This is a genomic window from Nostoc sp. (assembly GCF_041747015.1).
Lineage (GTDB): Bacteria > Cyanobacteriota > Cyanobacteriia > Cyanobacteriales > Nostocaceae > Nostoc.
Window position 1 is genome coordinate 21,214 of the sequence record NZ_JBGTFY010000182.1, and the last position, 16,645, is coordinate 37,858.

Here is a 16,645-nt window from a genome sequence, read left to right on the forward strand (position 1 = left end):
GCAACCATCTAAGTTCCTCAACTTCTGACTTCTCTCCATCCCACAAGAAAACAGATAGAACTTGAAAAGGAGATTTTCAAAGAGTAGCTTCTGGCTAAATACCCAAAGCTGCTCGAGTTTGGGGTCCCACGACACCATCTACAAGTAGACCTCTACTTGCCTGAAAGCTTCGGACTCGGCTAACAGTTTCTTGACCGTAAACTCCATCAACTCTGAGATTGCCTAAAACTGTTTGAACATCTCTCACCAGCTGACCTCTAGAACCAGGGTTAAGAATCACCGAACCGCCAACACCACCAGGTCTAGCCATAAGAGGATTGTTAGGTTTATCACCAATCCATCGGGCAAAAATGTATCTACCCGTAGAAAGCCTAGCAAAACCGTTTTCATACCTTTCAATCGCTGGAAGTGTTGCGCCATTTGGTACACAGTCCACATATGAATAGCTAGTGCTTGGGCCTGTACGGATACGTAAACAACTGCCGTTAGTCTTTACATATGCAGCCGAACTCATTTGAATTTGGGTAACAGCAACAAGTAATACACCAACCCCAGCTAAAGCTAACCAAGCTGAAGATTTAAGAAGTTTTTTCCAATTGAATTTAGATTTGGTGATTCTAGATGTCTCTTCTTGAGTAATAACGATGTCAGAAGCTTTAAAAGGTTTTTCCCCTTTGAATTGAGATTTAGGGGGATGATATTTAGTGTTTGCAGATGCCTCTTCTTGGGCAATAAACATATGGGAATAAGCAAGATATTCCATAATGCGCTCCTGATATATGAAAAAATGGGTGCTCACAGAGAATAACTTAGTCGTTCTCTGTATTTATTCTTAGTATATTTTATATCACTGCACTTTAAAAGATTTTTACTGGTAGCAAAATTAAGAAAAAATAAAATTATTCAAAAGATTGCTGAGAAAATGCCATGTCTGGCGACAAGCTGCTAATAGCGTCTACCCATTCTCAAAATAAAATTTAGTTAAAGCTTTCTGGCTTGCCCTTTGTTGCACCCAAATATGTCAAACGTATTGTTCCAGTCCAGCTAAACTAGCAACCACAGAAGCTAACTCGTCTAAGTCTATCGGCTTGCATCGATATATATCATAACCCGCTAATGATGCACGTTTACGGTCTTCGTCGTAAGCAGATGCCGTTAGAGCAATAGCTGGAATCTTTCTGCCTCGTTTTGCTTCTATATTTCTGATCTTCACGAGCAATGAGTAGCCGTCTTCATCTGGTAAGCAAATGTCACTGATGAGGATGTCTGGTTTAAAAAATGAGATTATTTCTAGAGCCTCGGCTGCCGAAGCAGCTGTGAGAATTTCTGCTCCGTCTAATTCAAACAGGAAGGTAAGTAGCGTTCTCGTATCAAGGTCATCATCGACAACAAGTAATCGCAGACCTTTAAAAGACATTGATTCATTAGACATTATTCTCACCACCGTCTAGCTCAAATACTTAGAAGAATAGCAATTGCATTAAAACAGACTTAGTTAGTTTGTAAATTGCATAAAAATGTACCATTTACCAAAGAATAAAGGTACTAGCTAGCAAGCGTCTGTCCGGTTTCGGACATAAGAGCTTCAAATATTTATCCGCGATCGCGCGCTGATCACTTTCTTAGCAACCGAGCAAATTCGCCTCGTATTAATTCCCATAACACTCACAGGAGGTTATTTCCAAAACCTTTCGATCCACGATGCTAATCTGTACTTCATTTACTTGGAGACTGCTGTAACTCAAACAGGACTTACGCAAAAATGCAGTGAAAGCCTTGATTTACCGTAGGGGCAATTCATGAATTGCCTCTACATTTCGTACTTGATGCATTTGCATATCAAAAAAATTTATCGGATCGCTTACTGGGCAAAAAGCCCAGTAAGCGAGTAAATTCATTTTGTATAACTCGATAACATTCGCAGGAAGTTGCTTCCAAATCTTCTCGATTCAGGATCTTAATATGACCACGTTGGTAGCTGATCATTCCGGCTCGACTTAAGGTGCTAGCCGCCACTGTAACGCCAGAGCGACGTACACCTAGCATCTGTGAGATAAATTCTTGCGTAAGTAGAAAATCCTCTGATTCTAGACGTTCAGAGACTGTGAGCAGCCAGCGAGCTAGCCGTTCTTCTAATGTATGCAGGCGGTTACAGGCAGCTCCTTGCGCCAGTTCAGCATATACAGCTTGTACGTAGCGCAGCAGTAGGGTTTGAATAGCTCCACCCCGATTCAATTCGGCTTTAAGTACATCTGCATCTATCTGCAAGGCAGTACCCGAAACCTGTACAAACGCTGTTGTGATTGTGATGCCGTCTCCTAAAATTACTGGGATACCCACCATGCCTTCATTGCTCACTATACCAACTTCCACTGTCGAGCCATCTTCCATAGTGTTGACTATAGAAACCATTCCCTGATCAGGAAAATAGATGTGTGTGATGGGTTCAGTTGCTTTGTAAATGACTTGGTTAACTGGGAGCTGAACCAGTTTCAGGTGGGGAACAAGACGCTTATAATCGTTGGCTGGTAGAGCTGCAAGCAGCTTATTTGCTGGCGGCTGAAAGAGGTTTTTATCTGATGACATTAAAAGTCACTCTCCTTAGAGGTAGGTGACTTTAGAAAAGCCAACTCAGGATATAAGGAAAGGATTTAAGGATCTGATCCGAATCTCAAAAGGTGTATTCGCTAAAGATGTTTGAGGACAATCTAATCAGGATGTTAATCTGACTACATTAGTAGCTGATCACTGCGGCTTGGCTCAGGGTGCTATCTGCTTCAATTACACCAGCGCGATAGAAACCATTGCCTGATTAATAAAATAGATGTGTGCGATCGCTTTGCCTGCTGCGTAACAAATTTGCCAATAAAAAATTGATGCTTTTATAGTTACATCTATAATGTAACATACTTATAAAGTATTTCCTACGAGCAAATAAATCTAGTTGGAAATCAAAAAAGTTAGGATAAGTTGCTAAAGCATTTCTTATTTAAGGGAGCATTAATAAAGTAAATATTAAGTAGGGACGTTAGGCGCTTATCCTGATATTTCTCGTGAAAAATTATCTCAAAATATGCGCCTAACACAACCTATATAGAGTATTTATTTAAGAAAGTTTCTTCAAGGTTGCTTGTGATTTTGATAGTTGACAACAGCTGCTCTAAGATTACCTTGGTGTTCTGAAAGAAGCTGATTGCCCTCGGCTTTTTCCAAACCAGTCCAGTGCATCAATAACGCTAATTTAACCCACTTACCACTACGTTCTAATAAAAAACCAGCAGCTTCCCGATTTAAACTAGTGAGGTCTTGCAAAATTCCCATAGCGCGATCGCGTAACTTTTGATTTGTTACCGCCACATCCACCATTCGATTGCCATAGACTTTGCCTAGCTTTACCATCACCCCAGTTGAAAGGATATTTAAAGCTAACTTCGTAGCTGTACCAGCTTTCAGGCGAGTTGATCCGGCAACTATTTCTGGCCCTGTCAATAGGCGAATGTCAATATCGGCATCAAAGCTAACTTGTTCAGCCGGAACACAGGCGATAAAAATAGTAGTGGCTCCCCGCTGACGAGCAGCATGGAGCGCACCGTGGACAAATGGTGTTGTACCACCCGCAGTAATGCCGACTACGACATCTAGTTGGGTAATGTGTCGCCCAGCGATCGCCGCCTCGCCCTCTTCGATGCTATCTTCTAAATCTTCAGAACTGCGTACCAGCGCACCCGCACCACCAGCAATAATCCCCTGTACTAACTCTGGGGGCGTACAAAAAGTAGGTGGACATTCAGCAGCATCTAACACTCCTAACCGACCACTTGTACCCGCACCAATATAAAATAAGCGTCCTCCGTGGCGCAGACGCTCTGCGATGCGATCAATTGCTTGTGCCAACTGAATTTTCGCTGCTGCAACCGCTGCAACTGCCTTTTGGTCTTCACTATTAAACAGCTCTACCAATTCCAGAGAACTAAGCTGGTCTAAGTTAAGACTGTTAGGATTTACCATCTCAGTTAAAAGATGTCCGCGTTCCTGCAAATTTGTCATTTGTCCTCTGTCATTTTTCTTTTGTCCTCTGTCATTTTTCATTGACCAATGGCTAATGACTAATGATTAATTACAACAATCCTTCCAATTTGCGACGAATCTTCTCTAGTTCAGAATCAGACAATTCTGGTTCTTCTAGCGGCTGTTGATTGAAAGGGAAGGTGTCTTCAACAGTATCCTCCTTCTTAGCGTCTGCTTGCCAGTCGGTTTCTTCCACGTTAAGTTCTGGGGGAGTGACAACTAAATTGCTGTTTTCCGGGATGATTTCCCATTCATATCCAGCACTTTCGCAAAATTCCTTGATTTCCTCTGCATCGAATGGTTCTGGTGTAGGTGCGGGGAAATCTTGAGCTTCCAACATCAGGGCAAAGCGCGTGGCATCGTCTTCTGACTCGAACATCAGAATTTTATTGCGTAGCTTGCCGCCGTAGGCATCGCCCTCTCGAATCGTGTGAATCCCCTCATTTTCCGTTCGAGCGTTAAAAACTAATACAAAAACACGCATTGGTGTAATCATCTGTCTTTTTTAAGGTCTATTCATATTAAAGTTCTAGTTTGTGCCCCAGGGAAAGTCACAGTAAGAATTTTCACTCTATTCAGATCAGATTTTCCTGAAAACGCCAATATTATTAAGCATAAGTGTTGGATTAAGCAAATACCGTAACTCAACTAATGATGTCTTCGGTTTAGTTGGCGTATCCTGGAAATGGCATACTGAATCTATGTGCCAGTTAATGCTTGTGCGTGCCAGCGACATCCGGCGATTAATAAAGTGAAAGCAAATGACTAAATCTCCCAATCAAGATCACCACTCTCCTTACCCGATCAGCAAGCGTCCGTGGTTGCTGGTGTTGAGTCGGGGTAGCATTGCCTTGGGCGGACTTTTGCTGTTAGGAGTTGTCGTTGGTATTTGGCGGTTATGGACTTTTGTTCAAACAGAGTTAACACCGTTGGCACAAAAAAGTCTCACGACTACACTCAACCGTCCAGTACAACTCGGAAAAGTCACACAATTTTCGTTGACGGGAGTGCAGTTTGGGGCTTCAGCTATCCCAGCTACACCCACAGATTCAGATCGGGTCGCAGTCGAAACTGTGGAGGTGGGTTTTGACCTGTTAAACCTCATCTTTAGTCGCCAGTTAAAGCTAGATGTCACCTTAGTCAACCCAGATATTTACATTGAACAGGATGACCCAGTGCGCTGGGTTTCCACTAAAATAGCGCCGTCAGGTAAAGGCAGCGCCATTAAAACCGATTTGGACAAACTGCGGTTTCGCAATGCCAAGCTGGCGTTGATGCCGCAAAAGAGAGCCGGGGAAGCAACATCCTCCTCATCCCCCGTCACATTTTCTCAAGTCAACGGAACTGCCCAACTCTTAGCCAACGAACGGTTGATCAGGTTTGATATCGGAGGTCAAGCAGACAGTGGTGGCAATATTTCTATTCAGGGAGAGACACTTTCTAAGGTTCTAGCAGGTAACTTTCAGGTGCGATCGCAAGATTTGCTAGCTGAGGATATTTCTCGGTTGATCAAGTTACCAGTGAACTTACAAGCGGGTCGAGCCAATGGCGATTTATTAATTCGGTTGATACCAAAACAGCAGACTTTATTGTTTGGCAACGCTACTGTGCAAGGCGTAACGGTTAAAATTCCGAAAGTTCCGCAACTGTTGACCAATAGCGAAGGAAACCTCTACTTCCAGGGAACGGAATTGCGGTTAAATAATGCTACTACCAATTACGGCAAAATTCCTGTAGTGGTTACGGGAATCATTGACACTCTCGCTGGCTTTAAGTTGGCGGGGCGTGTAAATTCGGTGAGTTTGGTTAATGCCCAAGAGACTCTCAAAGTAAAACTACCTGTACCGATCGCTGGACAAGTACGAGCAGATTTGCAGCTTACTGGATCAAATACCCAGCCAATTCTCTCAGGCACAGTTACCACGCTCCAAACTGCCCGGATTGATAAAGTTGATTTTAACAACATCAGTGGTAAGTTTGAGCTTACTACTGATGCTTCTTCTTCTTCTTCTTCTTCTTCTTCTTTACTTACCCTGAAAGATATTCAAGGTAAAGCCAAAGCTGGTGGTGAAATCACTGGCGCTGGCACAATTGAACTCAGTATCATCCCCCAACTAGATTTAAATTTTGCTGCCCAGAATGTTCCAGGGGATGCGATCGCCAAAGTTTACGAAACAACACCCAATTTCCAAATCGGCAATGTCTCAGGTACAGCCCAACTAACAGGCGTTGCTACTAATGTCCAAACTGTGGTACAATTCCAAGCTCCTAACGGAACTTACCCCGGAACTGGTGAAGTTGCGATCGCTAGCGATCGTACTGTTTCTTTCCGTAATGTAGCTTTGAATGTCAGTGGTGGTACGGTACGAGCAACTGGTAGTTATGCCAATGAGCGTTGGCAATCTGTGGCTGTTGCCTCTGAGGTAAAATTAGAACCATTTGTAGATAAAAGTCAACTAGAAAATGTCTCTTTGGCTGGGGTACAGTTTAATGGTCGTCTGATCCTCTCAGGTAGCACAGCACCATTTAAAATTGCCACGATTCGCACTGATGGCGCAGGAGTTGAAATTGCTGGCGGCACAGTTGCAGTGTCTAATATTCAACTGCAAGACCAAAGCTTTTCTGCTCAACTTGTAGCTAATAATGTGCGACTGGGGCGGATATTGCAAGAGTCTCTCCCAGTTTTCAATAATCCATTGGCGGGTACATTCCAAATAACAGGCAACAGAGATAATTTCAGTCTCAAAACCCTCAGTGGCAGTGGTGAGGGTCGCCTTGCTATTGGTGCGGGTGCAATCGCCGCCTCTAATATTCAAGTGGCTAATGGTCTATATCAGGCGCAAGTTCAGGCTAAGAATGTGTCTGTACAGCAGTTGGCAACAGTACCAAAGCAGTTCCAAGGAACGTTAAATGGTCAGTTCAACGTAGCGGGTTCTGTTGAGTCCTTCCAGCCGCAAACTATTCAAGCTAGCGGTCAGGCACTAATAAATGTTGCGGGTGGTGCCATCGCCGCCTCTAATATTCAAGTGACTAATGGTCTATATCAAACGCAACTTCAAGTAAATAATGTCCCGTTGCAGCAGTTGGTAGCAGTACCAAAGCAGTTTCAAGGGGCGTTAAATGGTCAGTTCAATGTAGCGGGTTCTGTTGAATCCTTCCAACCGCAAACTATCCAAGCCAGTGGTCAGGGACGGCTGGATATTCTCGGTGGGGCGATCGCAGCCTCTAATATCCAATTGTCCAATGGTCGCTATCAAGCTGTAGTTAATGCTGACGGTGTGGAATTAAATCGCTTAAATCAGCAATTGCGTGGTCAATTTGGCGGTCAGTTGCAATTAGCTGGCAGTCTAGGATCATCCAAGTTAGCTGATGTGCGTGCTGCTGGACAGGTGCAGTTATCTCAAGGTATCCCTGGTCTTGAACAACCCCTGACAGCTGCGATCGCTTGGAGTGGTGAAAGACTGACTATTGAGCGAGCAACTGCTCCCGGTTTAAATGTTACTGGTAACATATTAGCCAATGCAAAAAAGGCTGGTATACCGGAAATTACTGCCCTAAATCTCAACGTCCAGGCACAGAATTACAACCTAAAACAGTTACCGATCAATCTTCCTAATCAGGTTGCTGTGGCGGGGAGACTAGATTTTAATGGTCAAATCACTGGTAAGTTGCCCTTACCAAATGTAGTAGGGCAAATCAACTTACGAGATTTTGTTGTTCAAGATATTGCTTTTGAGCCGTTGTTAACTGGAAATATCGAGTCAGCACAGGGACGCGGTTTAAATTTGAACTTGGCGGGTAATAGCGATAAATTGACTTTCAATTTAGATGCCAATAATCGCCCCAAATCCTTCTTAGTAAAATGGCAGCAAGCATTAGCCACAGGTAATGCTCAAGGAAATGATTGGACGCTCAAAGTCGCAAATTTCCCCTTGCAAATATTGAATTTGACTCCGCCACCAATTACTCGTTTAGGTACTGGTAAGATCGCTGGATTGTTAACTGGGGATTTGCTCTTTAATCAGCAGACATTGGCAGCAACAGGTAATTTAGCGATCGCCGAACCGCAAATTGGCCGGGTTAAAGGCGATCGTTTAGCTGCTCAATTCCGCTACGGTAACGGTAAAGCCACACTCGTCAGTAGTGAATTTGTCAAAGGCAAAAGTAGCTACGCCTTTGTTGGTACTTTTGATCAAACCTCTAAAGTCCCTCAACTACAAGGTAAACTGAACGTCAACCAGGGAGAGATCCAAGATGTTCTAACTGTAACGCAGATATTTGATTTACAAAATTTGCCAGGTGGTTCACCAGAAATTTACGGCACAGCAGCGGATCTAACCACCAACCCCCAAGGGTCGTTAAATCAGCCCTTATTAACTCAAATCCAACGATTTTCTGAAATCGAAGCCCTGGTAGCAGAACAGGAACAACAGCGCCTTGATTCCACTCCAATACCGGATTTGGCAGACTTAAAGGGGACTTTTAACGGGGAAGTCGCTGTAGATACAGCTAGAGCCAATGGATTGTCAGTGGAATTTAATTTGAATGCACAAAACCTTGCCTGGGGTAGAAAGGAAGAAAAAAGTCGTTTTTATACTGCCGAAAACGTGATTGCCGAAGGTAACTTTCAAAACGGTGTTTTAAGTTTGCGACCTTTACGAATCGAGTCTAAAAACAGGCTGATTGCCTTCACGGGTAACGTTGGCGGTGAAGAACAGTCTGGTCAGCTACGAGTGAATAATTTTCCGGTACAAGTACTGAATAATTTTGTCAAACTGCCAATTGGAATCACAGGTAATCTTAACGCTACAGCAGCCTTAGCAGGGAGCATTGCTAATCCCCAAGCTAGAGGCGAATTGGAAATCATACAAGGGTCACTGAATCAGAAGGCAATAGAGTCAGCGACGGCGAGTTTCAGCTATGCCAACGGGCGCTTAAACTTTGGTAGTACTCTAGCAATTGGTAGTCCAAAACCTGTTGATATTACTGGCAGCATACCTTATAAATTGCCTTTTGCTTCCGTGGCATCAGACAGTGAGCAAATCAGTTTGGATATGAAGTTGGAAAATGAAGGATTGGGACTGTTAAACGCATTAACTAACCAGATAGTATTTGAGAAAGGGGAAGGAGAAGTAGACCTCAAGGTACGCGGAACATTGCAAAAACCTGAAGTAGATGGAATTGCTACTATTAATAATGCTACTTTTTCAGCCCAGGCTTTGCCAGGTAAGCTTAGAGATGTCACAGGTAAAGTGCTGTTTAATTTTGATCGTATATTAGTAGAGAATCTTCAGGGTAGATTTAGCCGTGGGAAGGTAGAAGCTGCTGGAGAAATTCCCATTTTCGACAATCAGAACGCAACTATCAACAATCCCCTGACCGTTAACCTTGACCAACTAGCGTTGAATCTCAAGGGACTTTATCAAGGAGGCGCTAGCGGTAATTTGCAGATTACTGGTTCTGCCCTTAGCCCCATAATTGGCGGTAAAGTAAATTTATTTGATGGTCAGGTATTGCTAGCAGAATCTACCGATGCCACTACATCTGCAAATAGTAGTGTTGGTGTATCACCGACAAAAGTCAATAAGCAGAGCAAATCTGAAATTGGGAATGGGGTGGGAAATACAAGTGCCAGATTTAATAAACTAAATTTAGAACTAGGCAAAAACGTCAAAATTACCCGTCCCCCTATTCTCAGTTTCCGCGCAACTGGTAATCTTATAGTTAACGGCTCAATCAATCAGCCCATACCCGATGGCACTATTCGCTTAGAAAAAGGTGGGGTTAATTTATTTACTACTCAATTTAACCTTGCTCGTGGCTATACACACACCGCAACGTTTAGTCCTTCTCAACCCCGCGACCCCGACTTAGATATTCGGCTGTTTGCCAAGGTGGTAGACGTAACTCAAAGTAATGACTTCAGCCGGATAAATACCACGGGTTTATCAGCCTTAGAGAGTGTGCGAGTCGAAGCTACTATCAACGGTCTCGCCAGCAAACTAAATGAAAATCTAGAACTAACAAGCAGTCCGTCACGTAGTCAAACCGAAATTGTTGCTCTTTTAGGAGGTGGGTTTGTAGACACCCAAGGACGTGGCGACAGTACTTTGGGTCTGATTAACATCGCAGGTTCAGCTGTGTTAAACAATTTTCAGTCAGCTTTTAACCTGATTGGGAGTACCTTTGGCTTAAGTGAATTGCGAATATTTCCTACAGTTATTTCTGAGAATCCCAGAGCGGGAAGAAGCAATTCAACTTTGGAATTAGCAGCAGAGGCTGGGGTTGATATTTCGTCCAAAATATCTGTTTCTAGTATCAAAATATTAACAACAAATGACCCTTTCCAATGGGGTATTAACTACCGGATAAACGACGAATTTCGTGTGCGTGCTTCCACTAATTTAACCGATGACAGTCGTGCAGTAGTGGAGTATCAAACGCGGTTTTAAATAAAAAATAATTGAGGTGCTGAAAGTGCGTAGATGCAGAGCAATTTAGGCATCGCTTTACCATTATCCCAAATTTATTTACTTCCTGTTCCTTCTTCTCCTTGCTTCTCAATAGCTTGTCGTACCTGTTTAACATCCAATTCTAATGCTTCGGCGATTTGCTCTATACTTAAACCAAACTTAAGCAGACGGGGTAAAGTTTCCAGCTTTGTTTCTTCCTTTACTTCCTGGTAAAATTTAGTTTGTCTCCAATCTGTTAATCCAAACATCGCTTCCAACTCCTGCTGAGTTTTGTTTACAAATTTATAGATAAGCATTCTCTCTACTAATTCTAAGAGATTGCTACGGTTAGCTTCATCCGTTTGTTGTACTTGATTTATCAAGTTTTTCGCTTGCTGTACTGCTTTATCTTCTGCTGCAACTACTAGCTTAATCACGCCTAGCCCAATCGAAGATGATGGTACATTGTCTAACTCGTCTAAATAAATTGTACGAATTTGCTGTTGAGCTAATGATGTTTGATAAATGAATGGTACACCTGGGTCGAGACTGCGTTGAGCAAAAAGTAATACTGCTTGCCAACGACGTTGAGGTTTATATTGATTTATATACAAAAAAGTTTCTGTTATTATTCGCCAGTAAATATCATCATCGCGCTGAAACTGTACCTCAACAAAATAGATTGTGTCTTCTGGAAAGTCAGGTTTAGGTAAGAATAAACCATCAATGCGACGTGCTAGTTCTTTGATTTCTACTGAGGTAAATTGGTAGTGCAACGCCAGGGCTTGGGATTGCTCTAAAAGTTCAAATAAGACACCTGGGAGAGTTTGGAATAAAGTGTAAAAAATCGTGTCTGTTTTCATGCACTCTGGATATCAAATGAGGGTTTTGTAGCAAGGCGATGCCTACGGCTGGCTACGCCTACCCCTCTTTGAGCTAAGAAGGAGAGGTTTGTCAAACTCACGTCTAATTATTAACAGTGCAAGATGCAGTGGTAATTGAGGATTTATGGGGCATTGCAGTCGGTACTTGAGCAACCAGAACCACGTTCCCATTGGCATCTATAACCCACCCTTGGGCTTCTACAATTTGAGTAGGTTCATTGATGTAATTAACTTTCTGTAATTTTTCTTCTGTATTTTGCTGCTCCTGAGTAACCACTCTGTTCTCAACACCGTCAGCATTATTCTCACTCTCTGGTTCCAGAGTAATCCAATCTGCCAGCACCGCATCATCAGCTATCAATGGCTCCGTGGGATCGGATACTATTCCTCCACGGCCAGTAGCAATAAATGAACCCCTTCCTATTTTTCCATCAGAATTACAACCAGCAACAATTTGCTGCGAAGCATCAACCAGATTTACGGGCAATTCTACTAATCCTTTACTGGGGTCAACATCTGGTGAGTTGATTTGTATTACGTCACTTAATGAAGGGTTTTGCCGAGAAAATGCCGTAATGTCATTTGTTTGCAGGTTATTCGGGTGAATTTCACCTGTTGGATCAAGCCTCTGTACATCTGCCGCTGTGCGTTGCAGAAATCCAAATATCTTTTTAGTAGTGATTATAATTTTACCACCAGAGCCAGAGTTGGCATTGGCGGTGATATCGCTATTTCCTAAAGGAGAAGCAACGATAAAACCATAAGGTGCGTTGATGGTGATATTACCGCCATCTCCATTACCGCCGGCGTCAGTAGATATTTGGCTGTTACGGCGCATCAGTAATAAGTCTTGCACGTTGAGCGAAATATTTCCGCCCTGTCCTGATTCACTGTTAGATGTGAGTGTTCCTTTGTCGAGCAGGATGGAGCGAGTGGTGATATTGAGATCACCTGCTTTCCCTAAATTGGCTACACCCTCTTGAGCTTCACTGCTCACATTTATTGCAGCTCCATTGCGGATAATTAATAGTCTTGTTGTGATATCTACATTTCCAGCAGATCCAGAACCTTTAGTTGAAGCAGACAAATTACTGAGCTTAGTACCATCTGGTGAGGTTCCAATTAATTCTATAGACTCGGAGGCGTTCACAGTCAAATTCCCTCCTTGTCCCGTAGCAGGTTTAAATTGGTTATCAGCAAATATTAATTGTCCGTCAGACCTTGTTGACACCTCTGCCCCTTCCTGGATACTTAACCTCCGAGTATTAATCGTGATGTTACCAGCATTTCCAACATCATAAGTTGCGCTAAATAATCCACTACGTATAAAACTACCATCTGGGAAAAAAGAGGAGGCTGGAATGGACAAACCACCGATTAGTTCCACAGAATCTGAGGCGTTCACGGTTAATTGTCCCACTGAATCGGAGATAGAAGTATCAAGCAACACTTGTGCTCCATTGCTGACAATTAACTTCCTAGTGTTGATGGTTAAGTTTCCATCGCCTCCTCCAGCAAAAGTCCCAACCGTTAAAGGATTACCAGGGCCAATTAGTTCTACAACATCTGAAGCAGTAACCGTCAAATTTGCTGCTAGTTGCGCGCTCAGGCTATTAGCCAAAATCTGTGAAGAACCAGTTATGAGAACGCGCCTGCCTTGCACCACAATATTACTTCCACTCTCGCCACTGACATTTACATAAGAAGGGATTTCATCTCGCGAAATTAGTTGGATGTCCTGAAAATTCTTTACACTTTCGTATCCCAAGTCCCAACCTTGGTCTGTTTGCTTCATTTGAACAAGACTATTAAGAGCAACACTTCCTAGCTCTATTCGTCCTCCCTTTGCTGTTAAATTTCCTCCCTCCAGCACAAGATCGCCGCCTACAAGTGCCAATGTTTTACCTTGCTGCACCTGTAAACCAACAGGCTCTCCCAAGGCATTAATTGCGCCACCTGGACTTGCTTGGGATTGATTGCGGATGGTTCCTGGTGTAGCTCCAAATTGTAAACCAACGGGAACACTAACTGTAAGAAGGGGTGTAGTTTGGGAAGCTGTGGCGCTAAATTTAGTATCATCGGCAAAGTTCAGACTACTCGCCGTACTTGCTACGAATGAACCATTGATGTTTAAAGAAGCATTGGGGCCAAAAACAATCCCGTTGGGATTAATTAGAAAGAGGTTGGCTCTACCGTTAGCTCGAAGTATGCCATCAATATTAGAAATAGACTTGCCCGTTACACGAGTGATGACATTCTCAATATTTGCCGCATTGTTAAAGTAGGCTGTACTGCCAGTGAGAACAGAAAACTGTTCAAAACTGTGAAACAAGTTTGTACCACGAATTGCCCCACCATCGATCTGGTCAGTAGGTTGACCATTAATCAGCGTAGGTGTAACTATTGAACTATTAGCTCCGAGAGTAACATCCTCTTTAACCTGTGCGAAGGCACAATACTCAGATAAGGCGAGTGTTCCAGTAATTGCTAAAGAACTCATTAAACTTAACTGCCAGCACCAAACACTGCTGTTTTGAGCCATAACAAAATTTGCACCCTATAAATAATGATTTAATACTGAAATACTGCTTAATTAATTATTAAAAACAATGAGAATCCAACGTGAACTATAGAGCCTAGCTAATAAGTGAATAAATTACCATTTTCATACTCACTAAAGAAGCTATTGTTAGCAGGAGCAGTTATATTACTTAGCACTACAAATCTTGAATATACGAAGGTAGCAAGCAAGGTTTTCAGTATCACAATTCCACTAGCATTGTTTCCTGTTGCAAAATTAGTTATGAAAATTCTTTGTCTTACTTACCTTCACCAACATCACTAGATGTGAATTTAGTTATATCTAACCTACCCAGCAGCCACTAGGATAGCCAGGTACTGGGCAAGGTTTACAAAAACCACTCATAGAAAGTGTTTTAACTGTTGGTTTTTGTTCTTTATTAATTGTTTGTAAAAAATTCTTGGTTTGCTGATTATCATCAGTATCACTAACTTCAATTTTAGTTAAATCGAGTAAGCACTGAACTTTTAAAATATTTTGCCCTGATATGCCGTATTTTTTGAGTAATTCGCCGAAGTTAGAGTTATTCAGTATGTTACTCAATTCGTTCTTAATCTCGTCTTCTAATTGCTGTAATGTTTGAGAATCTATAACTATTGACTGTACTGTTTGAGAATCCATGAGTTTTGCTCTCCTTGCAGACTGGTAAATGTGTGAATTTATCTTGTGATGTACTAAATTAACCTGGCTTCAATTAGTACACTTTGGTAACAAAGGAATCAAAGATACATAGTCTGGTGTGGCACGAAAGCATTAGGTTTCTAAAGCTCTTGCGAACTCCCATAATTATGACATCATCTTGGCTAGTAATAATTACGCATTGTGTAACAAAACTTCATATATTTCTGTTGGATTTCCTTAAAGCACTGATGAATCTGGCTACTGACCGTTGATCATGCAAGAAGATTGAGTAATTGATACCTCCTCAACTCTGACACTCTGGTTAGGGTTTGGATAAGGCCACAGGCTAAAACTTTACCATTAACCGTTTCATCTTTCTCATCCCGCCATAAAATCAAATATGTTTTTTGTGTCGGTGTTGAGGATGATAGAATCCGCGACACCTTTGCTGCGGAACGCTATGCGTAGCTTCCTACAGTTGAATTAAATATAAAGGGCGATCGCTTGTATAAAGTAATTCTTGTTAAATAGCGGCGTTTAGTTGTAGACTATAGGGTATCCAAGGTTAAGGTACATGAACGAATTGCGTCTTCTATCTACGTTCATGACGCAAATCACATTAACTTATCGGGTTTTTACTCAGTATTTTTCTAAGTTTCGGTATTGGACAACAACTTAACGGTGTTAACCAAAGAAGTCCATACCGCTCTAGTGGTAAGTGTGCAAGTATTGCTTTGACTTTGCGATCGCATTAGATGTTAAAATTTTGTTTGTTGTTTTATTCCTCAATTAACTCAAAATTAACCCGCTCATAAATTTCTCGCAAGGCAATTTGAAAGTCGATAGAATTCAGAATTAAAACTGCCTCTTCACCTTCGTATTCTTTAAATATCCATTGCCCTTCTGCTTGTTTTGCAAATTGTTCTACACTAAAACTATACTGGTCAATCATAATATATTCCTGGAAATCAGCAAGAGAACGATAATATTTAAACTTATCTGTTTTGTCATAATTTTTAGTTGAATTTGATAATACTTCAACAATTAACAAGGGATTAGTAATAATTGTTGTACCTATTCCCTCATAAATAGGCTTACCTTTGATGACCATCACATCAGGATAAGTATAAATATGATAACGAGGTATTGATAATTTAACATCGCCTATATATATGTCATAATCTTGTTCTTGCACTGTCAGAGGAAATTTTCTACAAAAATTAAGTGCAATTTTGTTGTGGTTAGTTGTTCCCCCTGTCATCTGTATAATTTCTCCGTCTCTGTATTCATTTTTATATTCAGCATTGTCTTCTAATTCCAGATATTCTTGTGGAGTATAGTTGCGCTTTTCTGTTTGTAAAACCATATTAATTAACTCACAAAATAAGGTAATGGGTGCGTTATGAATAAACAAGCAGCCGTTATTAAGGACATTTACATTATTCCATTAAATCATCTGTTGCAGGCTCACCTGGATAAAAGCGATCGCTCAGAATTTCCTCAAAAGGATACAAGCATTGTTTGGGAAAAGTTGAGAGTGGCAGATTTGTTTCTCCCGATGCTAAATCCTTAGCGTTTTGATATGATTCCTGGAGTGCTTCTTCAAGGTAAGGTTTCAGACTAGGATTTTCACTTAGCAACTTGAGAATCTCCCGTCGTTGTACTCTAGTTGTCGCTAACCAACTACGACTTCGTTGCTTTACTTGATATTCCCACTTGAGCAAATGTCCAATTAATATACTAAGACGATTTCTCAATTCTTGGCGTTCCTTTCTTCCCAAAGATTCAATTTCCTCAATTAAATTTGGCAAATCAAGCTGATTCCATTGGTGATGACGCAGTAGGTTAGCTTGTTCTTGAGTCCAACTGTAGAAGTCTGCTTCATAGAAGTTTGGCATTAGGTTTCCCTCTGTTTGTCTGGTTTGTGGTGTTTGCATAGTGGGTTCAAACCTAGTGAACTTTCCTTAATTCTAGAGCGCACAGATGTCATGCGTCTCAATTTAAGCTTAAGTTGACTTATTGAATACTTGATCAGCAGT

The 16,645-nt window shown here is 41.8% G+C and carries 11 protein-coding genes; 1 reads left to right on the forward strand and 10 read right to left on the reverse strand.

The features are described 5' to 3' along the window. Positions 1-94: 94 nt before the first annotated feature. The 5 genes from ACEW80_RS14675 to ACEW80_RS14695 form a co-directional block, all read right to left on the reverse strand. On the reverse strand, positions 95-763 hold the full coding sequence (locus ACEW80_RS14675) for a peptidoglycan-binding protein (RefSeq protein ID WP_373527293.1): 669 nt from the start codon (positions 761-763) through the stop codon (positions 95-97). A 258-nt stretch (positions 764-1,021) separates the two neighbouring features. After that, positions 1,022-1,432: a response regulator gene (locus ACEW80_RS14680; RefSeq protein ID WP_373527294.1), complete on the reverse strand. Its 411-nt coding sequence runs from the start codon at positions 1,430-1,432 to the stop codon at positions 1,022-1,024. 407 nt (positions 1,433-1,839) lie between these two features. Continuing rightward, positions 1,840-2,586 carry a Crp/Fnr family transcriptional regulator gene (locus ACEW80_RS14685; RefSeq protein WP_373527295.1) on the reverse strand — a complete coding sequence of 249 codons (747 nt, stop codon included), beginning with the start codon at positions 2,584-2,586 and terminating at the stop codon, positions 1,840-1,842. 534 nt (positions 2,587-3,120) lie between these two features. Beyond that, positions 3,121-4,047 carry an N-acetylmuramic acid 6-phosphate etherase gene (gene murQ, locus ACEW80_RS14690; RefSeq protein WP_373527296.1) on the reverse strand — a complete coding sequence of 309 codons (927 nt, stop codon included), beginning with the start codon at positions 4,045-4,047 and terminating at the stop codon, positions 3,121-3,123. Between the two features lie 70 nt (positions 4,048-4,117). Then, positions 4,118-4,564 (reverse strand): DUF3110 domain-containing protein, encoded by a 447-nt coding sequence (locus ACEW80_RS14695; protein WP_373527297.1) that lies wholly within the window; start codon positions 4,562-4,564, stop codon positions 4,118-4,120. Between the two features lie 265 nt (positions 4,565-4,829). Between ACEW80_RS14695 and ACEW80_RS14700 the strand changes: the two genes are divergently transcribed. Next, positions 4,830-10,520, forward strand: coding sequence for a translocation/assembly module TamB domain-containing protein (locus ACEW80_RS14700; RefSeq protein WP_373527298.1), 5,691 nt, complete (start codon positions 4,830-4,832; stop codon positions 10,518-10,520). Between the two features lie 74 nt (positions 10,521-10,594). Here ACEW80_RS14700 and ACEW80_RS14705 read toward each other — a convergent pair whose 3' ends face one another. The 5 genes from ACEW80_RS14705 to ACEW80_RS14725 all read right to left on the reverse strand — a co-directional run bounded on the left by ACEW80_RS14705 (position 10,595) and on the right by ACEW80_RS14725 (position 16,543). Continuing rightward, the gene (locus ACEW80_RS14705) at positions 10,595-11,383 is read right to left on the reverse strand and encodes an Rpn family recombination-promoting nuclease/putative transposase (RefSeq protein ID WP_373527299.1); all 789 of its coding nucleotides are present in this window, start codon (positions 11,381-11,383) and stop codon (positions 10,595-10,597) included. A gap of 103 nt (positions 11,384-11,486) precedes the next feature. After that, positions 11,487-13,946 carry a filamentous hemagglutinin N-terminal domain-containing protein gene (locus ACEW80_RS14710; RefSeq protein ID WP_373527300.1) on the reverse strand — a complete coding sequence of 820 codons (2,460 nt, stop codon included), beginning with the start codon at positions 13,944-13,946 and terminating at the stop codon, positions 11,487-11,489. A 321-nt stretch (positions 13,947-14,267) separates the two neighbouring features. Beyond that, the gene (locus ACEW80_RS14715; RefSeq protein ID WP_373527301.1) at positions 14,268-14,606 is read right to left on the reverse strand and encodes a hypothetical protein; all 339 of its coding nucleotides are present in this window, start codon (positions 14,604-14,606) and stop codon (positions 14,268-14,270) included. Positions 14,607-15,384: 778 nt separating this feature from the next. Further along, a complete protein-coding gene (locus ACEW80_RS14720; protein ID WP_373527302.1) occupies positions 15,385-15,972 on the reverse strand; it encodes a Uma2 family endonuclease in 588 nt (195 codons plus the stop codon). Between the two features lie 73 nt (positions 15,973-16,045). Further along, on the reverse strand, positions 16,046-16,543 hold the full coding sequence (locus ACEW80_RS14725; RefSeq protein WP_373527303.1) for a DUF29 domain-containing protein: 498 nt from the start codon (positions 16,541-16,543) through the stop codon (positions 16,046-16,048). Positions 16,544-16,645 lie beyond the last annotated feature (102 nt).